Origin of the sequence: Rahnella sp. BCC 1045, from assembly GCF_019049615.1 — a bacterium.
Taxonomy (GTDB): domain Bacteria; phylum Pseudomonadota; class Gammaproteobacteria; order Enterobacterales; family Enterobacteriaceae; genus Rahnella; species Rahnella contaminans.
The window spans coordinates 1-22,289 of record NZ_JAFMOZ010000111.1 but is presented as its reverse complement, the minus strand read 5'-3'; the positions used below and the strand labels follow the sequence as shown (position 1 = coordinate 22,289).

Sequence of the window (22,289 nt, the reverse complement as noted above, 5' to 3'; positions counted from 1 at the left end):
GCTGTGTGCGGCTCACCGGGCTTATCCATTTAGCGGGGATTGCAAAATCCCCCACAGTTCACAGGCCATTTTTGAGCAGCAGGAACAATTCCGCATCGGTGGTGATGTGCAGCTTGCGCATGACATTACACTTATGCGCACTGACGGTTTTGATGCTGAGATTTTTCAATTCTGCAATCTGGCTGAGGCTCATGCCGTTGAGGAGGTATTTAATAATCTCATTTTCACTTTGCGTCAGCCGGAACCCGGTGCGCTGACTGGCCGCATCCTGCTCTGCTAACGTGCAGCAAATCAGCGGGCTTAACACTTTTTTTTTCGCCAGCGCGTGGCGGAATAAGTCGTCGGTAATCACCGGCGACTCTCCGCGCGCAATCAGGCTGATATTGCTGAATTTGAGCAATTTTTTCAGTTTTTCGGCGTCGTGACAAAGCGTATAAACCACTATGATCAGCTGCGGAAATTGCAGGCTCAGGCGCTGAAGAATTTCCTGCCCTTCCTGAATACTTTCCTGATAACCATGAAGATCAGTGATGAGAATGTCCACCGACTGGTACATGAGGCCTTCTGCAATGCGGCCCAGACTGGTCTCTTCCATCCGGATATCACAGGTCTCGTCGATGGAGTTAACCAGATAGGACAGCCCGGAAAGCGTCAGCGGATGGCTGTCCATCAGGGCGATTGTCCGGGGTTTGATGTGGGCGTGAATCATGGTGTAGCTCCCTGACTTGCCGGGAATAAATTCCCGGCTCGTGGCTCAGTCATCTGAAATTACATGATCGCGGACGGGCCGATTTTGGCCATCCACGTCCCCTGGGCAAAGAGCTCGCTGTCATTGTGAAACCCCAGTTTCATCATTGCATTGCGCTTATGCGTGCTGACGGTGCGGATATCCCGGTGGAGTCTTTGCGCGACCCGCGAAACGCTCAGGCCGGAGAACAGATACGCGAGCACGTCCAGCTCACGCGCGGTGAGCGGTGTCGTGGTTTGTCGGGTACCGGAGAGGATTTGCCGCGCACGCGGGCTTAACCACTGTGTTGCACCAGCCAGCACTTCTGTAACGCATTGCTCCAGCGCCAGTACCGGCTCATTTTTGAGCAACAGGCCGTGAGCCCCGGAAGACGCTAAAAGTTCGAGGATCCGGTGGTCACTGTAGTCAGTACAAATCACAATTTTCATGGCCGGACTGGACGTCACGATCTGGGAAAGCAGGCGTAACCCGTCGAGCACGGATTCCTTTTCACCGCAAATATCCATAATCAGCAACGCGGGCGGCGCGTCGGCAATTTTCTCCGGGATAGCGGCAAGTGACTGAACATAGGTAAAAGGTCCGGTGATCCCGGCGGATTCGACCAGCATTTTTTTCACACCCAGCGCGGTAACCGGGCAGGCATCCATAATAAACGCCCCTTGCGGATAGGCGGCCGCGGCCGCAGAAATGAAGGCATGCTGATGAAATCTGACGCTGTTTAAACTGTTCATAATGTCTTCCTTGTATTTTCAGTGATCCTTCCCGTGCCCGATGGCACGAAACGAATTCCCTTCTGGTGAACAACATCCATTGTTCACCGCTTTATGAATGCCCTTTCCCGCCAGCCCCTCCGGTAGCAGACAGGAAAGAAGGCGATGCTACTGATAGGTAAAGTTAATTTGTGTCAGGCTCACCAGTGAGCCGGGAGTCACCTCGCCGCTCGTGGTGTAAGGCCGCGCGGCCAGCTCGTACACCGCGCTTCTCTGCGCATCGACATCAGCGCTTAACTGACTTCCGGGTGCCAGTACTACCGTTTTATCGACATCGGTGACCAGTTGTACGCCAACGTGAGTGGCCGTTCCGCTGTTGCTGTAAAGCGTCGCGTCTTCCTGCGCCGGTGTGCCGGTGAAATTAGCGATGACGCTGGAAACCGTCGCAGGGCAATTGTTCAGCCTGACCTCAAAGGATTTCCAGTCCCCGCCTGCCCCCGCCGTCGCCAGATCCTTTTTGATAATGAGCTGACCAAAATCCACATCGCGGCTGACTGACGCGGTATCCACAATGCACGGGCTGCTGACGACCTTCCCGTTGATATTCAGATCTGTAGCGCTAGCAGCAGACGCGCTGACCCCCGCTGCCAGCAGCAGAACGCCCTGAATACTTTTTATTGGCTTCATTGAATGTCTCCCATGACGGCCCGTGCCCGCCCGCCGTTACTGGTAGGTGAAGGTGGCTTGTACAGAACCGATGATCGTTCCTGGCATGACAGAACCGGCGGTCGTGAACGCGCGGGCCTGCAACGGGTAGACCACTTCATGGGTGCTGGCATCAACATCTACCGCGTACGTCGCGCCGTTACCCAGCTGCTTACCTGCCGTGTTTTGCAGTTCCACTTCTACGTTGGTCGCAGTACCGGTATTGGTGTACAGGTTGGCGTTCGCCGTGGCAGGCGTACCGGCAAAAGTCGCGGTGCTGACGGTAGTGGTTGCCGGGCAGTTAATCAGCTTCAGATCAAACGTTTTCCATCCACCTGATTCGCCCGCGGTCGCCAGCGCCGTGGCTTCCAGCGTATCGAGCGTCACCTGCACCGGAGCACCGGCATTATCAACGGTACAGGCAGAGGCCACGACCGTGCCGTTAATGTTGATTTGTGTCGGATCCGCAAAGCTGCTCTGGCTCAGGCCAGCAAAAATGACCAGCGCCAGCGATGAAGTTTTCATAAGTCCTTTCATGTCATTTCCTGTTTTCACGTTAATAAAAGTCATGTTGGAAATTGTGTTTAGTGAACGTGCCATGCGACGTTATTCGTAGATAAACGTCGCCAGCAGCACACCGTTTATCGTTCCCGGCGTCACATTGCCGTTAACGGTATACGCGCGGGCTTGCAGGTCGAATTCAGCGCCACGGCTGGCCGCATCAATATTTTTTGTATACTGAACGGCGTTACCCAGACGCGTTCCCTCGCTGTTTTGTACTTCGATTTGCGCGTTTCCCGCCGTACCGGCATTGGCATACAACGTGTTGTCAGCGTCATCCTGCGTACCGTTCATCGTCAGGGTCACCGTCGCTGTTGACGTCGGGCAGGCGGTCAGCGCGATGGAAAATGATTTCCAGTCCGACGCTGCGCCCGGTGCCACCAGACTGGCCGCCTGGATGTTTTGCCCCAGATCGACATTCAGCCCGCCGGCTGGCACGTTGATCGTGCACGGCGACGCCTTGATGTTGCCGGTAATATTCATGATGGTGTCGGCTTTCGCGACCTGTGAGGCCAGGACAAAAGCCGCACCCAGCACCAGCGCCGTCACAATCTGCTGTTTATTCCGTTGAGAGTTCATCGTACTCATCTCCTTATCTTTACTCTGTCAGTCACGCTGCGCTTCGGGCGCAGGCATTACTGAATTTCAGCGCGGATCGTGGCCGTTGCCGTGAAGTTCCCGGTATCTGGCATATTCCCCGTGGTGTTAAAGGGATATAAGTTGATTTCCGATGTTCCCACCTGAGACGTGTAATCCATGTTCAGCGGCAGGAAACCACTCACTGGCGCAACGGTTTTGCCCGCCGCATCCTGAAGTCGCACCGCCACATCACTGTTCGTTGTCGCCAGCGCAGTCGGATCGTTTCCATCCGGTGTGCCCTGGAAGGAAAGGCTGACCTGAACCCCGTCTGAGATGTTGGTACAGGCGACGTTGAAAGCGACATTCTTCGGCGTGAAGTTTTTCGCCATCTCGCCTTTGGTTGAAATATCACCGGACATGATGTCGCCGAAAGGCACGGTGATCACACCGCCGCCGTTGATCACACAGGACTGGGGGACGGTGACCGTTCCGCTCATCCAGACCGTGGATACCGGCGTCGGGGACTGCGTCGTGGCATCGGTCGCGATATACACATCAACAATTTTCGTCAGAGGGATGTTTTGAACACCGACAAAAGGACGACGGAAGTAAAGTGACACCGAGCCTCTGGACCCTGTCGCATACGGGTATTTATCGCAACTGGTCGCCGTATTGAGATTGCTGCGCCCGTCAAAAGGCGTCGCGATAAAGTCGTTCACCTGCCCGGCGATGTACACCTTACTGGCCACCGCGAGGTAGTCGTTGATCGCATAATAGTTCAGCGTACCGTCGCTGTAGACCATGCCGGTATCCGGCACTTTGGCGGTCGCATATGCGCCGGTGTAGCTGCCGGTACAGGAACAGGTGACGTTATAGTTTCCGCTCAGGTTCCAGGTAAACGCGTCCGGCTTCACCATCCCGGCGGTGTTTTGCGCCGGGTCACTCAGCAGATAATCCATGCCGAAGTTATAGGTTTTGGTGCCGTCCGTTGGCTGACAGCTCGCCGCCTGCGCAGTGCTGCTCATCGCCCAGACCGACAGGCTAAAACAGACCAGCGCGCAGGTTTTTCCCCAGAGAGAGATGCGGGGATGAATGATTTCAGACGCCATATGTACGTTTTCCCTTTCCACTGACTGTTCAGGATGTTGATTATTCATTTCCATATCTGCCCTCACCGGCAGGCTCCGTTAATCATCTGAATCCCCGAACCGGCAGGCTGCTCAGACAGGGTGTAATTCACCTGACACGCTTGTGACGCGCCGCTGCCCCATTTCACGTCCAGCTTGCCCGCGTCGGCCAGACCGGACAGATACACTTGTCCGCTATCGCCCACGATGCTGCTGTTGCCGTTTTTACCGGTGCTGTTGGTCGCCATTGCACCAAACGGAACCGGCTGGCCATCGGCACGGGTCAGGGTCATCAGGACACGCTGGCCGACGTTAGGATCGAAGTCCGCACGCACCACCGCGCCGCGGGTCGGGATAACGGCCGTACTGGTCAGCGTCATGTCGACGTCGTCCGGTAACGTTGCGGTATCGAGTGAAATCTGGTTGCGACGGTACGCCGTGGCATACGGCACCACCGCATAACCGCGCCAGTCTGTTTTTACACCGGTGTTGCTGGCAATGCTGACGCCATCCGCACCCGGCGCTTTCACCAGAACAATGGTTTCGCTCAGCGGTTGCGATAGCGTCACGCCGTTTTCATGCACCAGAATGCCGCCCTGCAGGCCGTAATCCATGCGCCGCTGGCTGTTGTCGTAACCGTAACCGGCGTTAACTTCGCCATAACCGCCTTTGTAGTCCGCACTCGCGTACCCGTTGGAACCCTGCCCCTGACTGCCATACCCCTGATTGATGCTGTAGTTCAGGTTGTTATCCGCCAGCGTGGTTCCGCTCAGACCGACGTTTTGCGTGGTGTTGCCGTTCTTGCTGGTGTTGAGGTTGTACGTGGCATAACTGCCTGCCAGCCACTGACCCAGCGGGACGCTGATATTGACCGCGACAATCTGGTCGGTGTAATACGTGCGGTTGCCGTTACTGTCAGTGCCGTTGCGGTTGTAGGTGTAGTTGAGGCCATAAGAAACGCCTTTCCAGGTGTTGTTGTAACCCACGCTGGCAGACTCGGCAGAACGGTTGTTATTCCAGTATTCCTCTTTCACCAGGCTCAGGGACATCGCACCGGCTTTTTCCCATAAGTTCTGGCTCAGCGTCAGTTCTGCGCGGCTCTTCTTATGGTCGGAGTAATAGCCGTTGCCGCCGGAATAGCTTTCCAGCGCCTCTTTCAGGGTATAGAAGCCCTGCGTGGAATAACGGTAACTGGCCAGGCTGAAGTTCGTGCCCGATTCAACGAAGCTTTTACCGTAGCGCACACGGTATGACTGACCGCTGTCTTTCGGGTTATCTTCCTGCCTGGTCCAGGCCTGCGTCACGTCCGCCGACAAGGCACCGATGGCCCCGAGGTTTTGCCCGAGCCCCATCGCCAGCGACTGATATTTACTCGCTGCCTGCAAACCGCCGTACACCGTTGCGCCGTGGGGTAAACCATAAATGGCCGTGCCCTGCGTGAACGGCGTTTTCTCAACATCGCTGCTGTAAGAACGGTACTGACCGCTGGTGAAGCTGTATTTCAGATGGCCTTCACGCTGAAGCACCGGCACCGAGGCGAACGGCACAACCAGATTCTGCTCACTGCCGTCGGCTTCTTTAATAGTCACGTTCAGGTCACCACTGCCCGCCGTCGGATACAGGTCGGAAATCGCAAACGCACCCGCGGGCACGTAGCTCTGGTAAATGACGTATCCGTTCTGGCGGATCGTGACCTGTGCGTTACTGCGCGCAATCCCGCGCACGACCGGCGAATAGCCTTTCATGCTGTCGGGTAACATGTCGTCATCCGTTGCCAGCTGAACCCCACGGAATGGCACGGTATCGAAAACTTCCGTCGGTGAGTTGCTGTCACCGAGCGTCAGCTGGCTTTTAAGCACCTGAATATCGCGCTGTAAATACGTATTAATGGAATCCCAGTGATCGGTCCCTTTGCTGTCGCGGTTCCAGGTCGAATAGTTACGCAAACGCCAGGCACCCAGATTCGCGCCGGAACGCAGATTCAGGTAATACGTATCGGAATTACGGGTGTCGCTATTACGCGCTTCGGTATTCGCCCCGCTGAAACTGTAATTCATCAGGAACGCCGGAATGCCCGAATCCCATTTGTCAGGAGACACGTAACCGCGCGCCTGAGAATTGAGTGAGGCCTGAGGAATGCTGAGATCCAGCCGCTGCTGATCAAAACGCAGTGCCGCAGAAGACTGAGGGATTTCGCCGGTAAAGTTGGCGCACTCATCCGTGGCTGCAATGCCCGGATACATCCCTGTTCTGACGCCCATCTCTTTGAGCATTTCGGTGCTCAGACAAGGCTGAAGGCTCTTTTTACCCGAACTGTTTGTGACGAGTGAAAATACGACGTCTTTGGTATCGACCATCGAACCATTGAGATAAATATCAACGCGGTACGTACCCGGTGGCTGCAAGTCCCCTTCTTCAAAAACAGAAAGATCGGCTTTCCCCTGTGCGGGATTATCAATTTCCAGTAATGCCGGGTTGAAATATTCCGCCGCACTGGCCATTCCTGCACCGCCCATTAACATTGCGAACTGACAGGAAACCAGCCAGGCAATCCGGGAGCGTTTAAAGCCGGTCGAAGTCTTATTCTTCGGTTTTTTGTTCATTCGTATAATTCCATTTTTCAACGCAACCAGACTGACTGGTGCACCCTCCATCCCTTGTCCTGCCCGCACAGCAAAGCTTATCCGGCGACGGCGCAGATCAGAGTGTTGCCACTAACGGCTTGCTGGTACCGCCGTAGTCGTTAATGAACTGCCAGCTCAGTGCGCCGCCGTTCAATGCAGGAACGGCAAAGGTGGCGCTTGATTGCGGTGCAACCATCGTGGCTTCTTTCACGGCAGTGCCGTTAATCTTCACATTGAAGAAAGTGATGTAATGTGCAGAAGGGTTGGTCACCTGCAGGCTGTTACCGACGCGTTTCCAGGTCAGCGTTTTAGCGGCGTCTTCCAGCGAATCCTTCACGGCCGCCGGGCGGTAAATCAGTTTGATGCGTGTTTTCACCGCAATTTGCAGGGTGTTTTCTTTTTTCTCCGCTGAAGGAATCGATTTAATGTTAAGCCAGTAGAGCGATTCTTTGTTTTCCGGCAAATTGCCGCCCGCGCGAACGACTCGCAGGATATTTTGCTGGTTGCCATCAAGACGGAACAAAGGTGGCGTGACGATAAAAGGCGCCTTTTCACCCTGCGCACCCGTTTCGGTCAGGGCGCCATCGACCCAGGACTGAATGAGATACGGCGTGTGATCCGGGTTACTGATATTGATCGACGCTTCTTTCTTTCCGCCGTCATAAATCAGACGTGTTCCGCCCACGACGATGCCTGCCTGCGCCGCAGACGCAAAAGTCATTAATAGTGCTGCCACCGCTGTGACGCGCCATTTATTCATGGTGATTCAACCTGTCTTTGGGATTCATGTAGACCAAGGGTTCAAACAGACCAGAGGCTCTGGAGCCCCTGGTCTGACTTATCTGATCGCCAGGCGATCAGTAAGACTTATTGATAAACAACGGTGAACTGAGTCACGCCGTTTGCATCACCGACAGTTACAGCGTCAGTCAGGGAGATGTAACGTGCAGAGAAGTCCAGGTTGTTAGCGCCGGTGCTGACCAGCGGGTATACAGAGGAGTCTTCGTACAGGGGAACCACTTTGTTCTGGTTGTCAGAAATCTGGATACCTACGCCAGTAGCGGTAGTGTCGCCAGCGGTCAGTGCCAGAATGCTGTTATCACCAGAAACCTGGTTGCCGTCGAAACGTACGGTTGCACCAGTTACAGTGTCCGGGCAGTCAGTCAGAACCAGAGTGAACTTCTTAGGTGCAGCCAGGGTGCCTGCAACCGGGAAAGCTGTACGTGCGATATTGCCCAGGAAGACGTTCTGGTCTTTAGAAGCTGTATCAACAGTACAAGCTGCATCAGTGATGGTGCCGGTAAAGTTTACTGCGCCATCAGCGGCGAAAGCTGAAGAAGCAAAAGCGGAAGCAGCCATCAGGGCAACAACAAGAAGATTCTTTTTCACGATATTTTTCCTATTAACATATTGCTGTCGATACACCTTCAGGGTGTAATCGAATTGTTTTTGACAAAACCATCTGCCATTCCTTTATTTAGTTCATGGAGTTCCACTCCATTTAATAAAGCGTTTGGTCAGGTTAACGTCCTAAACCAAACGATTCATTTTGAACTAAAGTGACTCCTTTGGTGGTAACCACCAAAAATCACACGATTCAAAGTCATTAAAACCATATAATTTAATTTTTATAGTGTTTTAATCTGGTTAAATTGAGAGGTGTCGCAGACAAGGAATAGCCACAGCAACGGGATATAAGAAAAAACCGAGAGATAAAAATGGGGAGAAAATAGTTTTTACGGCAGTAACTTATTGAAAAAACGTTAATTAATGTGAATTTTGGCGGGGAGGGATTTACAGTATTGACAGAGATTTACGCTCTCACTAGGATAGGCTCCAATTTAGTTCAAAATGACTCCATTGTAATAATTAATTACATGTTATTTACCACACTTCTTTAAACCGCTGAGCATTGCTGGCGGTATATAAAACGGTGTTCTGAATATTCCGGTGACCTAAATAATCCTGGATTAACCGGGTATCTATTCCGCGATCGGCAAGCGCAAATCCGCAGCCATGTCTTAACATATGAGGATGGGCATTAATAGTGAGATTAGCGGCCTCACTATAATTACGAATTAACCAGTAAATTCTCTGCCGTGATAATTTCGCGCCACGGTTTGATAAAAACAACCAGTCTGAATCCGCGCCCCGATATTGCTTCCTTTTATTGAGCCAAAGCCGGAGAGATTTCCTTTCTCTCATATAAAGAGGATGAACCGTAGAAAAACCATTTTTTAAACGGTGGATATAAATATTATTGCCCTCCATATCGATGTCGGACAGCCGCCAGTTGCTGATCTCACTGACCCGGCAGCCGTGGATAAAGCACATCCAGATCAGGCAATAATCACGCTCCGCGTGCCTGCCATGCAGCGTGGCCTCGAGCAGTTTCTCCACTTCGGACGGGGTCAAATATTTACGATTTTTCATAGTGCCTGTTCCTCTGTATGTTATCTGAGATAAGGTTATCGTTCACCCAACCCGACAAATAAAGTCTGTTAACATTTATTTGTTTTCAGGCTAATCCTTGCAAGTGAAAGGTTAACTTCTGCTCCTTGTTTAAATACCCAATGTCACTAATAAGACGCTCGCACCTCCTGCAAAAAAATTAATAATGTTCAAAAAAACATCTAAACCTGTTGCCCTGTATATATGCGACTCGCTCACCTCACGAAATGAAACCAATAATAAAAACCCCCTGAATCTGAGTATAGGTGAGGTTGGTTATATAATCATAAGGAAAATAACACAGGCAGAGTAAGTAAATAATAAACCGCACGGGAATATAAGGAATTTACCGGTCTTACCGATAGCTTTGAATGATTAATCGCTAAAAAACATCCTAAAAACTTACATATTTGTCTGTTTTTTATCAGGTTTTATTGGCGAAAAAAACGCTGTAAGCGGTAAGGAATTTTCTTAGCCTTATTCGGGGGTTTTTCATTGTGTGAACATTTATTTTTCATTGTGCAAACAAACAGGCTAACAAATGGAGGTCGCTGATCACGCAATGGACAGAATGTGGCAAGGCAGAGGGAAATCTGACAGAGAGCGGCAAGACGTGGACGGGAAATCAAACAAAATCAGGACGCAGAGCGTCCTGATTACACAGCGGAAACAGGCGGAGAAAAACTCAGGCGGAAAGACCGCCGTCCAGAACCAGCGTCTGGCCGGTCATATAGGCACTGTCATCACTGACCAGCCAGGATACCGCGCCAGCCACTTCTTCCGGCTGACCAAAACGTTTGAGCGGAATCGTTTTACGGATCCCCGACAACACGTCTTTCGGCACGGTATCGAGAATTTCCGTGCGGATATAACCCGGCAACAGGCAGTTAACCCGAATGCCGAAACGCCCCAGCTCGATGGACAGCGTCCGGCTGACGCCGATCATCGCGGCTTTGGTGGCGGCATACGCCGTCTGGCCGCTGTTGCCTTTAATGCCGGTGACGGATGACATCATCACCACCGATCCGCCTCCCTGCAACATCATCGGTTCCAGTAACTGCTGGTTCCAGTAGAAGATGGCATTCAGGTTGGTATCCATCACTTTGTGCCAGTTTTCGCGGGTCTGATGAATATGCAACGCATCAAGCGTAATCCCGGCATTGTGAACTACCGCATGCGGTGCGCCCAGACGCGCCAGCAGCTCAGCGGACAACGCCGCCACCGCCTGTTCATCGCGGCCATCGCACTGATGCCCTTCTACCGAAACCGGCAATCCGGCACATGCCTGCTCCAGCTCATCGCTTTCCTTTTGGCTGTTCTGCCAGGTGAAAACGACATTCCAGTCTTTTGCCAGCCGCATCACCGTGGCACGACCGATGCCACGGCTTCCGCCGGTCACGAGGATCCATTTATCCTTCATGGCTTATTTACTGTTATCGCTGAGGTACTGGCACAATTCGCGCAGCGAAATTTGCGGATTATTGACGAACAATTCGGCTTCCACCGACACGCCAAATTCCTTTTTCGCCAGCACCATCAGCTCAACATAATCCAGACTGTCCAGCTTGAGCTGGTGAAGCGGCGAGTCAGGCGCTAAGGCATCAGGTTCCAGATCTTTCGCATCGCACAGCATCTCGCTGACTTTTTCATAAACTTCATCGTATTGAGCCATTTTTAGTCCTTTAATATCATTATGTTATTGTGTGTGTTCAAAGATTGAATAATGAATCAGTGTTTTTATTCAGGCCGTCAGCGGCCCGGTTTTGAGAGTTACGGTCACCGTCATGCGCGGTTCCTCGCCGCGCCATGCCTGGAGGCTGGCGAGCAAAATCAGCCCCGAATGCTTATCGCCGGTCACCAGCGTCGGCAGCACGGCGTAATCGAAGGCTTCGCAGCACGCCGTTTCTGTGCCCGCCGCCAGCAGCGAACGTGAAAAACGGGTCTCATGATGCGTTTGCACCACCTGAACCTGGCTGAAAACTTCGCTCAGGCAGGTTGCCCTGACTTCCGGCAAAATACTGCGCACGGTGTCGAGCGTGCCGGACGACTGAACCATCTGGCGAAACAGCACCGCGTCCATAAAATTCCAGACCGCCACCGGTTTTCCCCCGTGCGGGAAATCCTGATAAAACGACCTCAGGGTTTGCGCAGAAAGTGAAAACGTCTGCGTCACCGGCGCTAAATTTACGCCACCGGTGCCGGTCAGTTTGCTGCTGATACTGGCCTGCGCGGAGGCCTCTTTGCCCAGCAGCTTGCCGCTTATCTGCATACGTCCCCGGCGCACCGTTTCACTCAGCGCCAGCTGATACGGCTCATCGCAAAGCACCGGTTCGCGCAGGCGGCTGACGAAACTGAAACCGTCCGCGCCGGACGCATCGTTTTCCATCCGGGCGCTCAGCGCCGTTTTGATATCGAGCATCGCGCGCATGCCGTGAACGCATAAACCGTCCAGCCCCAGCCGTTTAGCTTCGGCGTGATCAAAATGAATCGGGTTGTAATCACCGGAAAACTTCGCCCACGTTTTGGCATCGCGCAGGCTGTAAATAAACGACATTATTGCCCCCGGCTGATTACCAGCGCCGCGTTCGCCCCGCCAAAACCAAAGCTCAGGTTCAGGGTGGTTTTCATCTGCGCCGGACGATGCTGGTTCGGGATGTAATCCAGATCGCACGCCGGATCCGGGTTATTCAGATTGCAGGTCGCCGGCATAATCTGGTGCGCCAGCGCCTGGAGACAGACGATGGTTTCAAAACTGCCCGCCGCGCCAATAAGATGACCGGTATAGGATTTGGTGCTCGAACACGGCGTGGCGTAAGCCACTTCATCGCCCAGCGCCATTTTGATCGCTTCGGTTTCGTTGAGATCGTTAAGCGGCGTGGACGTGCCGTGCGCGTTGATGTAATCGAGCTGGCTGGCCGCGATGCCCGCCTGATCCAGCGCATGCCGGATGGTCTGCACCCGCGCAATTTTGTCGGCTGCCGGTGCGGTAAAGTCAAAGGCGTCCGAGAAATTTCCGTATCCGCAAATCTCGCCGAGGATAGTCGCGCCCCGCGCCAGCGCGGTTTCGCGATCTTCCAGACACAGCACCGCCGCGCCTTCGCTGAGCACAAACCCGTTGCGGTCGAGGCTGAACGGGCAGCAGGCGCGGGTGATTTCTTCCTGTTCGCTGGCCAGCGCGCCAAGTACGTCGATATTCCAGACCGCCGAATCCGAGCGGAGCGATTCCCCCGCCCCGGCGAGCATCATTTTTGCCCGCCCGTTGCGGATCAGTTCAAACGCATCGCCGACCGCCATGGTGCCAGTGGCACAGGCCGCGATTGTCGTATTCTGATAGCCACGCAGCCCCCACAGCAGGCTGACCGCCGCCGTGGCAGAACTTGGCATCGAGAAGAAACAGCCAAACGGCGAACCCATACCGGTACGCAGAAAATCGTCGTAATGCACCTGCGTTTCATCCTGCCCCGCCCAGCCGGTGCCCATAATTGCGCCGCAGTCCAGCAGGTCATAATGCTGTTCCGGATGTTCATCACCGAAGGCCATTTTCATGGCTTCTTGCGCCGACGCGAGTGTCAGACGTGCATAACGCGGCAGGCGGCGGCGGATGGCCGCCGGTACATTTTTTAATACCGGCTCGTTTTCAATCAGCCCGTAGAAGCGCGATTTAATTCCGGCCGCCGATTTGTCGCAGTACTGATAACCCGGTTTGTACGCCATGATCGCCGCCCAGCTTTCTGCGGCATTCATGCCCAGCGGCGTGACGGCGCCGTAACCGGTCACCACGACCCGACGCGGGGCGTTAGCGCGTTCAGACAGTTCCTTTTCCATTACTTATCCTTTCTGATTCATTGTGTTGTCTTCCCCGCCGCCCAGCGCCAGCCAGAGTTTCATGGTGGAGTAGAGATAATTGTATTGGGTGGTGATCAGCGTATTTTCGCTGTCCAGCAGCGAATCCTGCGCATCGAGTAATGTCTGAAAGGTCACCGACCCGTTGCGGTACTGGCTGTCTACCAGCGTCAGCCGCTGACGACTCAGTTCCAGATTCTGCAACTGACTCTGTTTTTGCTGCTGATACGTCTGGCGTTGCGACTGGGCGTTATCCACATCCTGCAACGCGCTGTAAACAGTGCTGCGGAACTGGATTGCGGCGGTCTGCACATCCAGCCCGGACTGTTCCACCGTCATCTGCACTTTGTTCCACTGGATAAACGGCAAATCGAGCGCCGTGCCCAGCGTACGTGCCGGATTGCTGAACCACTGCCGGAACACCGCCGCGCCTGCATTCAGCGATCCGTTCAGCGAGAGCGACGGATAAAAACTCAGCCGCGAAACATCAGACCCCGCCAGCGCGGCGCGTAAACTCATTTCGGATGACTGCACATCCGGCCTTCTGGCGATCACCTCAACCGGCAAGCGGCTGGCGACCGGTACGGTCTGGTGGAAATCCAGCGAACGGCGTTCAGCGGCAAACTGTCCGGCGGGCCGGTTAAGCAAAATCGCCAGCGCATTGCGCGATTCTTCGCGCTGCTGGATCAGATCCCGCAGGCTGTTTTCCCGCGTCAGTACCGTTTGCTGCGCCTGCAAATAATCCAGCTGACCGAGATCACCCGCACTGAAACGGGAGGTGACCATCTTCAGCGTCTCCTGCGCGATCCTCACGCTTTGCTGCAATGTCGTGATCTGCTGATTCAGGCTGGCAATCTGCCAGTAAAGCTGAGCCGTGTTGCCAATCAGCGTGAGCGCGGTCGCCTGCAAATCTTCGGCAGACGCTTTCGCCAGCCAGTCCGACTGCTCACGGGTTCGCGCCAGTTTTCCCCACAAATCCAGCTCATACGACGCCGACAGCCCGTTGGCATAACTTTCCACCGGCGTGGTGGACTTGCGCATATTTTTGGTATTGCTGGCCGACGCGTTCGCCGTGAAATCTGGCGTCAGATTGGTATCCGACAATCCGGCAGTCAGCCGCGCCTGTTTAAGTTTGATCCCGGCAAGCGCCAGATCGTTATTACTTTGCAGCGCGGCATTGATCACCCGCGACAACTGCGGATCGTCAAAGTTATCCCACCAGTGCGGTGTGAATTTCGCGTAGGCGGATCCCGTTTCCTGAAAGCGCCAGGCGTCAGGCACAGAGAGCATGGGCCTCTGGTAATCGCTTTTAAGCAGTTGCCCGCAGCCGCTCAACATCAGCGTGACGGCGATAAGAGTCAGTTTGTTCATTCGCGTGCCAGCGCCTCCGTCGGGTGCAGACGGGCGGCATTCCGTGCCGGGAAAAAGCCGAACCCCAGCCCGATAAGCGCGGAGAATCCGCAAGCCAGCAAAATAGGCGGCCAGGTGAAAATCATGGTGAATTCCTGCGTAACCTGAGAAAAAATCAGCCCGGCAAGGCCGGAGCCCGCAATACCAATCAGCCCGCCGAGCGTACAAATCACCATCGCCTCAATCAGGAATTGCCGCATGATGTCCGCCGGGCGTGCGCCCACGGAAAGGCGGATACCAATTTCATGCGTACGCTCTGTGACCGACACCAGCATGATATTCATCACCCCGACGCCGCCGACCAGCAGGGAAATCCCGGCAATGGCAGTGATCAGCAGCGTCATAGATTCCGACGTTTTGCGGATCGTTTTGGTCATCTGATCATTGGTCATCGTGAAGAAATCGCGTTTCCCGTGCGCAGAATCCAGCAACCGCTCAACGTCTTTCTGCGCATCCTCAATCGGGAAATTGTCGGCAATACGTAGCGTGATCGATTGCAGGGGCGTATCCCCGGACATGCGTTCCATCAGCGACGTATAAGGGATCCAGGAACTCAGCTGCTCGCCGATGTATTTCGGGCCTTTTCTGTCCGCCACGCCAATCACGCGGTAAGGCACGCCGGAAAGCTGAACAATCTCGCCCATCGGATCTTCGCCGCCGGGAAACAGCGTGCTGCGCACACTCTGATCGATGATGACGACCGGCTCGCGGTCGTCGAGGTCACGGCGGGTAAAATGATTTCCCGACGCAAAATTCAGCCCCTGCACGCGGAAAAAACCGTTGCTGACGCCGGACAACGAAACCAGCACCTGCCGACCGCCGCGTATCGCGATGACCGTTTTACTGACCACCGGCGACAGGCTGTCGATAAAAGGCTGACGGCCGAGCAACTCAACGTCGTCCAGCGTCAGCGAACGTTCAAAATCCGGACGCGGTTTATCCCAGCCCAGACCGGGCTGAATTTCGATGGTGCTGGTGCCGAGCTGGCTGATCTGACTCAAAATGCTCTGCCGGGCGCCCTCGCCGACCGCCATGGAAGAGACAACCGACGAGATGCCGATAATGATGCCCAGCATGGACAAGAACGCGCGGACGCGGTGTCCGAGCAGCGATCGCCACGCCATACGCACGGCTTCTTTGATGCCCTGCCAGGCCGGTGAACGGCCCGTTGCGGTGGTCGCCGGTAAGCCCTGCGGTTGCCCCTGTTCAGCCACCGGATTATCGCTGTCGGCAATAATCGCCCCGTCGTGGATCTCCACAATGCGCTGGCACTGGCGGGCGATATTGCGGTCGTGCGTCACGATGATGAGGGTATGCCCGGCCTGATGCAGACCGTGCAAAATCGCCATCAGCTCCTGCCCGCTGCTGCTGTCCAGAGCGCCCGTCGGCTCATCCGCGAGAATAATCTGCGCGCCGTTCATCAGTGCACGGGCAATACTCACGCGCTGCTGCTGGCCACCGGAAAGTTGCGCCGGACGATAATCCAGACGACTGCCCAGCCCGAGGCGCGTCAGCAAATGTGTCGCGCGGCTCTCACGTTCAGCCGCAGGCATATCGGTGTAAAGCGCCGGTATGGCGACGTTTTCCGTTGCCGTCAGATACGGCATCAGGTGATAACGCTGGAAAATAAAACCGATGTACTGGCTGCGCAGCTGCGCCAGCTGTTCGTTGCTGGCCACGCCCGTGGGCACATCCATAATGCGCATGCTGCCTTCTGACGGTTTATCCAGGCAGCCCAGAATGTTCATCAGCGTGGATTTACCGGAACCCGATGCGCCGATGATGGCCAGCATTTCCCCGGCATGCACGCGCAGGGAAATATCTTTAAGCACGGTAACGGCCGCATTTCCTGTGCCAAAATGCCGGTAAATATGCTCAAGCTCGATTAACGGAGAATCAGCCATTGACGGCTCCTGAACTGCCCTGCAACGCCACGACGCGTTCGCCTTCCTTCAGCCCTTCTTTAACTTCCGCAAACTGGCGGTCATTAATCCCGACGCGGATCAGGCGTTGTTCAACGTTTTTCCCGTTCACGACCTGCACCTGATACTGGTCTTTCCCCTGCGGTTCGCCGAGCGCGACAACCGGCAGACGCAGCACGTTTTTGGCCTGCTCAGTGACAATAAACACCTGAGCCGTCATCGATGTGCGCAGCACATGGTCGTGATTGGGCACGCTGAAAACGCCGTTGTAATAGACGGCAGACGGTTGTTGTGATGACGTTGTGCTGGCGGTATCGTCTTGCAAAGCGTCATTCGGTGCGTCCTGCAAGGTACCCATCACACTTTCATAACGATGTTTCGGATCTGCCACCACGTAGAACCACAGCGGTTGTCCGGCGTGAACTTTCAGAATGTCCGTTTCTGAAATACGGGTCTGTACGGTCATGGTATCGACATTCGCCAGCACCAGAATGGTCGGTGCAGTTTGTGAGGACACTACGGTTTGCCCTTCCTTGGTGACAATGCCCAGAACCTGACCGTCAACCGGCGCGAGGATACGCGTATAGCCGAGATTGGCTTTCGCCGTTTCCAGCGACATCTGTGCCTGCACAATCTGCGCTTCATTCACTTTGACCTGCGCCACCTGCGTATCGACTTTAGCCTGCGCCTGCTCCAGCGTGCTGCGTATCCCGGAACCTTCACTGTCCATCTTCTGCTGGCGTTTCAGCTCCAGCTGGTATTGTTTGAGGGTAAAAAGTGACGCCTGTTTCTGCGCCACGGCGCTGTCCAGTTCGGCTTCGGATTTACGCAGTTCGCTTTGCTGTAAGGTCGGGTCGATTTCGGCCAGCAGCTGGCCTTTCGTCACCTTGTCACCCGCACGGACGTACAGTTTCTTAAGCTGACCGTTAACCTGCGCGCCCACGTTGACCTGCACGGACGGCTTGAGGATGCCGGTGGCCAGCACCGTTTTTTCGATGTCGCCGCGGCTGACTTCTTCCGTCACCAGCGGAACTTCGGTGCGGTTCAGCGCCTGCCAGAGCAAGAAACCGGCGACGACCAGAACAATCACCAGCGCGCCGGCCAGCGCAAAAACCGCCCTGCGCTTTCTGACCGGCAGCGCATTTATTTTTTTTAATCCGGACATCACGCTTCTTCTCCCTGAGGGATCCGGCGGCTGCCAGCCGCGGTACCGTAAGATTCCACGCGACGCTGGTCCATCCGGCAAATGCGGTCAAACATCGTCAGGGTGGTTTCGCTGTGCGTGACGGTGATGAGCGTTTTCTGATACTGGCGGCAATGTTCGATCAGGGTGTGCATGACCTGCAACGCGGTGACTTCATCCAGATTCGCCGTCGGTTCGTCCAGTACCAGCACCGGACAATTGCTGTACATCGCACGCGCCAGCATCAGGCGCTGCCGCTGGCCGAGGGATAACGCCGGATGACTTTCGCGGATCAGCGCATTTTGTTTCCCCGGCAGACGGTCTATGACGTCTTTCAGGTTCAGCCCCTGAAAAGCCTGATCAACGCGCAGCTGTTTTTGTGCATCGAAATGCGGATCAAACAGCGTGATGTTTTGAAGAACTGAGGCATTGAACAGGATGTCCTCCTGGCTTTGCAGGAAGAACAGTTTCTGCGCCTGACGGCTGCTCACCCGCTGACCGTCTGCCAGAATTTCGCCTGACTGCGGTTCAATCAGCCCGGTGATCACTTTCAGCAACGTGCTTTTGCCCGCGCCGCTTTGTCCGACGATCGCCAGCGCTTCGCCGCGACGCAGTACCACCGACAGGTTTTCCAGCACCGGTTTGCCGGGTTCATAGGCAAAGCAGATATCGCGGTAAGTCAGTTGCTCATTGAAATGCGCCACCGGCGGCAGCGTCTCGCTGTGCCCTTCTTCACTGACCGGCGCGGACGGAAACAAATCCTTCGCGCGGGTATCGATGACGTGCAGCTGATTTTTCTGCAAAACGGAGAAGAAAATCTGCGTGATGTACGCGGTAAAAATCTGGCGAACAAAGCTGTAGGCGAAAAACTCACCGAGAGAAATCAGGTTATCTTTCAGCAGCGGCAGCGCCAGCAGCATGAAAAACACCATCTCGAGGCTGCCGATCAGCTGATACAGACTGCTTTTGACCTGTTCGTAAACGTTCTGCTTCTGGCGGCAGTCAAACAGCGACAGCGCGTATCCGGCAAAAACGCCCTGACGCTGGCTGCTCAGCCCTGCCGATTTTATCGTGGCAAAACCCTGGATGGTTTCGAGCAGGAAATCACTCTGCTCGGCGCTTTTTACCTGAATTTGCTGGGTGTAAAAACGATCGCGGAAAATCGCCCAGACGCTGACCAGCCCCATCAGGGTGACGCCCACGGCAGAAATGGCGGCCAGCATCGGGCTGATGTAACACATCACGCCGAGCGCGATTGCGCCGACAATCCAGTTCACACGCAGGCCATTGTCCAGCTCGATTTTTCGGGCGGCGGCCAGTTGCCAGTTAGAGAAACGGCTGTAGATTTCGCCGGGGCTGCGTTTCTCAAAATAGGCCAGGGAATTCATCATCAGCCGCGAAAAACCGCTGACACTTTGCATCACTACGAAGCGCTTGATGAACCGCTCGGTCACGCTGCGCACGGCAAAAGCCAGCAGCGTGGAAATCACGAAGGCCAGCAGATAGTAGAAGTAAGGGAAATCGGTTTTCCCGCCGGACGTGAACACATTATTGATGGCGCTGCTGACCATCACCGGCATGATAAACAGCGTCAGGGACACCAGAAATGCCAGCATCATCAGGCTGTAAATGCCCGGAATACCCGCGGTTTCTTTCAGGCTCATGCATTCGAGCGCACGGAAACGGCGGGTTTTCTTCACCTTTTCAGGGACGGTTTTTGCCGTTGCTCCGTCTTTATCGAGCACCAGCGCATAGCCGCTGATTTCAGATTTCAGCGCTGCTACCGGCAAAAGCTGTTCGCCAATCGCCGGGTTCATAACGCAGACGTAACTGCCCTGCCGGTAAGCCAGCAGGACATAGTGACTCGCGCCGTAGTGCAAAATCGCCGGCAGCGGCAGTTCGGACAACTCTTCCAGATCGAAGGCGACAGGATACGCAGGGATCGACAGTTCATTTAAAATGTCGCAAAGCGTGGACAGCGCAGTGCCATGCGCTGATGCGGGGAAACGTTCACGCAGCACATCGAGCGGCGCGTCGATGCCCTGCGTTTCGGCCAGCATGGAAATACAGGCCAGCGCACATTCATTGGTTTCAGCCTGATAAACCAGTCTGGGAATAATATTATCCATAAACAAACGACCTCAACATCCTATTCTTATCAGTAATATCCCTGCACGCACTTTGGTTTATTCATTAATAAAAAAGAGTGAGTGTGAATGCCACAGCATCCAGTCAGTGGAATGTTCGCTTATACTTCGTTCAATAATTCCCGGCATTTCGGTTTTTAGCTTTTTGGCCGGCACCGGGTCATGCACCGCTATTTTCAATCCTTTATCGTAATAAAGGTGATAAAAAACGACCTGTGCCGACATCATTCTTGCCAGACGAATAATTCCGCTGTGCAGATGGGCCGGACGTCCAAATATCCGGCACGGAAACTTTTCGCTTTTATCCTTGCTCGCAAAGTTGGTGAAATCAGGTGTAATGTCAGGAAAGAGAATAATATTTCGCTTATTCTCAGCCGCTTCCATTACCGACGTCATCATGTTGCCCGCCAGGGTTTTGTTATTGTCATGAATTGAACAGTAGGTCAGATCGACACCGCCCAGCTGCCGTTCAGCTTCATCATGCGCATTGGCGCTTCTTGATGTGATGACCGTTGCTTTTCCCGGATACGCCGCCGCGCCCACCATGGTGGAAAGCACGTCTGACACCATGTGCAGCGGCGCCAGAATGACCGGCTGCCCGGCGCGCTGCAACGGCTCAACCACCGCATTCAGCGCCGCCGAACAGGCTGCCAGTTCGCGCAACGCACGGCGGCTTTGCCCGTACGTCACCGCCTGAATCAGCAGCTCGCGACGCCGGGTTTGCCAGATATAATTAAACGTCTTTTTATCATCAAGCAGGCACTTCCTGTTTGAATGGGCGACCGCAGCACGCAGTTTAACCGGGCGTGGCGTCAGCCCCAGAAAGCGCCCGAACCGTGACAAACCAAAAATAATACGGTAATCAATGTGACGAAATAATAAACAATGCGCCCTGTAACCGATAAGCCGGAGTTTATAGAAAAACCACATCAGCCTGACCGACAGGTTTTTCCAAAACAGAGCGCACCACAGGGCGAAGAATTTCATTATTTCTCCAGCGCCTTGTCATGCTCTAATAATGACAGCAAATTATCAGAGAACGCCGGGAACTCGCGATCCTGAATAGCAACCCATTTTTTATTCACAATAAAGATCGGCGTGGCATTAATATCGTAGTACTGAGTGACTTTCGTCATGTAATCCAGCAGTTCTTTCACTTCAGGTGTCTGGCTGACTTTATTATATTCATCAACGCTGATCTTGTTTTCCTGAAGCCATGCAGTGCGTTTCTCTGCATCACCTAAATCAATTTTGTTTTTGAGCACGGCCTCATAAGCACTCTCGCGGTGCGACTCTTCAATGCCCATGACCTTAAGTGTCGCAAATACCGGCGCAAAGCGTGCCAGCCCGCCCTGGTTGTCGAGGCTGAAATGCAGGCGCACCAGCTTTTTACCTTCCGGCATTCGCTTTTCCAGCGCTTCTACGTTCTTTTCATTCAGCGCGCAGAAATGACAGCCGTAAGAGAAAATTTCGATAATATCCTGCCCGTCTTGGATCGGACTTTTTGATAATTTGCCGGCGCTCAGGGAAGTCAGAACCTGCTGTTCTTCCGGACTGTCGCTATTCTGGTTTAAGACGAAATAATGGAACCAGGCGGTAGTAATAAGCGCTGAAATAACCGCAACAAAAACGGTATAAGCCAGAATGGGGAGTATTCTTTTTTTCATGGGAGGCTTTCATCCTGAAAATTAACGCAATGCTTTGACGGCTCCCTGTTAATAAATACCTTCAGTTGTGATTATTTCACAGGAGCCAGGTGGGCGTTGTATTACTGCAATACAACGCCCGGTCAGAATAAATATGACTACCTGGATTTATTCCAACTTACAGAGAGAATATTTACTCTCAGCCTACGCTACCGCAGTTGATGATTGCAGCAGCAGTAAAGGTTTTAGTCACAACGCCGTTTTTGTCAGTACACGTTTTAACAGCGTTACAAACTGTGGCATTACCCACCAGGTTCAGTTCGAAGCTGTTAACGCAAGTCGTGGTGCCGCCAACGATTGTGCTTGCTTCAGTCATGTTGATCTTTTTCATGTGATATCCTTATTTAAGTACCTGTTAAGAGTTAATTGAGCGTGACTCACTTTATAAACATAATGTTTATAAAAAACAGTTTTTGCCCGGCATAGAAAATACATTTATATATTTCCATAATTCACAACCGCCTGATGGAATTATTATTTCCCGTCAGTTCAGTGGCGAATGCGGCGTATTGTAGCGACGGTTTTTTAATTGGGCAATACACCACAAAGGCAACTTTCTGCCCAATATTTACC

At 53.9% G+C, this 22,289-nt stretch carries 21 protein-coding genes and 1 pseudogene; all 22 read right to left on the bottom strand.

Features of this window, described 5'->3' with window-relative positions; translation table 11 throughout:
* Window positions 1-58: 58 nt before the first annotated feature.
* The gene (locus tag J1782_RS06825) at window positions 59-709 is read right to left on the bottom strand and encodes a response regulator transcription factor (protein ID WP_217152707.1); all 651 of its coding nucleotides are present in this window, start codon (window positions 707-709) and stop codon (window positions 59-61) included.
* Between the two features lie 59 nt (window positions 710-768).
* Window positions 769-1,479, bottom strand: coding sequence for a response regulator transcription factor (locus J1782_RS06820; protein WP_235937302.1), 711 nt, complete (start codon window positions 1,477-1,479; stop codon window positions 769-771).
* 147 nt (window positions 1,480-1,626) lie between these two features.
* Complete coding sequence (locus J1782_RS06815) at window positions 1,627-2,145, bottom strand: fimbrial protein (RefSeq protein WP_152325884.1); 519 nt, start codon at window positions 2,143-2,145, stop codon at window positions 1,627-1,629.
* 36 nt (window positions 2,146-2,181) lie between these two features.
* Window positions 2,182-2,700 (bottom strand): fimbrial protein, encoded by a 519-nt coding sequence (locus J1782_RS06810; protein WP_165057092.1) that lies wholly within the window; start codon window positions 2,698-2,700, stop codon window positions 2,182-2,184.
* Window positions 2,701-2,769: 69 nt separating this feature from the next.
* A complete protein-coding gene (locus J1782_RS06805; RefSeq protein ID WP_217152706.1) occupies window positions 2,770-3,303 on the bottom strand; it encodes a fimbrial protein in 534 nt (177 codons plus the stop codon).
* 56 nt (window positions 3,304-3,359) lie between these two features.
* Window positions 3,360-4,466, bottom strand: a complete 1,107-nt coding sequence (locus J1782_RS06800) for a fimbrial protein (RefSeq protein WP_152325881.1) — start codon at window positions 4,464-4,466, stop codon at window positions 3,360-3,362.
* 8 nt (window positions 4,467-4,474) lie between these two features.
* Complete coding sequence (locus tag J1782_RS06795) at window positions 4,475-7,033, bottom strand: fimbria/pilus outer membrane usher protein (RefSeq protein ID WP_152325880.1); 2,559 nt, start codon at window positions 7,031-7,033, stop codon at window positions 4,475-4,477.
* A gap of 97 nt (window positions 7,034-7,130) precedes the next feature.
* Complete coding sequence (locus tag J1782_RS06790; protein WP_165057086.1) at window positions 7,131-7,814, bottom strand: molecular chaperone; 684 nt, start codon at window positions 7,812-7,814, stop codon at window positions 7,131-7,133.
* 107 nt (window positions 7,815-7,921) lie between these two features.
* A complete protein-coding gene (locus J1782_RS06785; RefSeq protein ID WP_152325878.1) occupies window positions 7,922-8,443 on the bottom strand; it encodes a fimbrial protein in 522 nt (173 codons plus the stop codon).
* A 495-nt stretch (window positions 8,444-8,938) separates the two neighbouring features.
* Window positions 8,939-9,487 carry a tyrosine-type DNA invertase gene (locus J1782_RS06780; RefSeq protein WP_152325877.1) on the bottom strand — a complete coding sequence of 183 codons (549 nt, stop codon included), beginning with the start codon at window positions 9,485-9,487 and terminating at the stop codon, window positions 8,939-8,941.
* Between the two features lie 703 nt (window positions 9,488-10,190).
* Complete coding sequence (locus tag J1782_RS06775) at window positions 10,191-10,925, bottom strand: SDR family NAD(P)-dependent oxidoreductase (protein ID WP_217152705.1); 735 nt, start codon at window positions 10,923-10,925, stop codon at window positions 10,191-10,193.
* A 3-nt stretch (window positions 10,926-10,928) separates the two neighbouring features.
* Window positions 10,929-11,177, bottom strand: a complete 249-nt coding sequence (locus tag J1782_RS06770; protein WP_152325875.1) for an acyl carrier protein — start codon at window positions 11,175-11,177, stop codon at window positions 10,929-10,931.
* A 69-nt stretch (window positions 11,178-11,246) separates the two neighbouring features.
* Entirely contained in the window at window positions 11,247-12,059 is an 813-nt protein-coding gene (locus tag J1782_RS06765; RefSeq protein ID WP_217152704.1) for a MaoC/PaaZ C-terminal domain-containing protein, read from the bottom strand.
* Window positions 12,059-13,330 carry a beta-ketoacyl synthase gene (locus J1782_RS06760; protein ID WP_217152703.1) on the bottom strand — a complete coding sequence of 424 codons (1,272 nt, stop codon included), beginning with the start codon at window positions 13,328-13,330 and terminating at the stop codon, window positions 12,059-12,061. The genes J1782_RS06765 and J1782_RS06760 overlap by 1 nt, the downstream gene beginning before the upstream one ends.
* Before the next feature lie 3 nt (window positions 13,331-13,333).
* On the bottom strand, window positions 13,334-14,719 hold the full coding sequence (locus J1782_RS06755; protein WP_217152702.1) for an efflux transporter outer membrane subunit: 1,386 nt from the start codon (window positions 14,717-14,719) through the stop codon (window positions 13,334-13,336).
* On the bottom strand, window positions 14,716-15,033 hold the full coding sequence (locus J1782_RS26540; protein WP_371819746.1) for an FtsX-like permease family protein: 318 nt from the start codon (window positions 15,031-15,033) through the stop codon (window positions 14,716-14,718). Before J1782_RS26540 ends, J1782_RS06755 begins: the two co-directional genes overlap by 4 nt.
* 168 nt (window positions 15,034-15,201) lie before the next feature.
* Window positions 15,202-16,662: pseudogene (locus J1782_RS06750) on the bottom strand (ABC transporter permease); the annotation flags it as partial.
* Window positions 16,655-17,845 (bottom strand): efflux RND transporter periplasmic adaptor subunit, encoded by a 1,191-nt coding sequence (locus J1782_RS06745; RefSeq protein WP_217152700.1) that lies wholly within the window; start codon window positions 17,843-17,845, stop codon window positions 16,655-16,657. The gene J1782_RS06745 and the pseudogene J1782_RS06750, both read right to left, overlap by 8 nt.
* Window positions 17,845-19,992 carry a peptidase domain-containing ABC transporter gene (locus J1782_RS06740; protein WP_217152699.1) on the bottom strand — a complete coding sequence of 716 codons (2,148 nt, stop codon included), beginning with the start codon at window positions 19,990-19,992 and terminating at the stop codon, window positions 17,845-17,847. The genes J1782_RS06745 and J1782_RS06740 overlap by 1 nt, the downstream gene beginning before the upstream one ends.
* A 57-nt stretch (window positions 19,993-20,049) precedes the next feature.
* A complete protein-coding gene (locus tag J1782_RS06735) occupies window positions 20,050-20,997 on the bottom strand; it encodes an ABC transporter (RefSeq protein ID WP_152325868.1) in 948 nt (315 codons plus the stop codon).
* Window positions 20,997-21,677 carry a DsbA family protein gene (locus J1782_RS06730; RefSeq protein ID WP_217152698.1) on the bottom strand — a complete coding sequence of 227 codons (681 nt, stop codon included), beginning with the start codon at window positions 21,675-21,677 and terminating at the stop codon, window positions 20,997-20,999. Before J1782_RS06730 ends, J1782_RS06735 begins: the two co-directional genes overlap by 1 nt.
* Window positions 21,678-21,855: 178 nt before the next feature.
* A complete protein-coding gene (locus J1782_RS06725; RefSeq protein WP_104922336.1) occupies window positions 21,856-22,047 on the bottom strand; it encodes a DUF4762 family protein in 192 nt (63 codons plus the stop codon).
* Window positions 22,048-22,289: the final 242 nt, after the last annotated feature.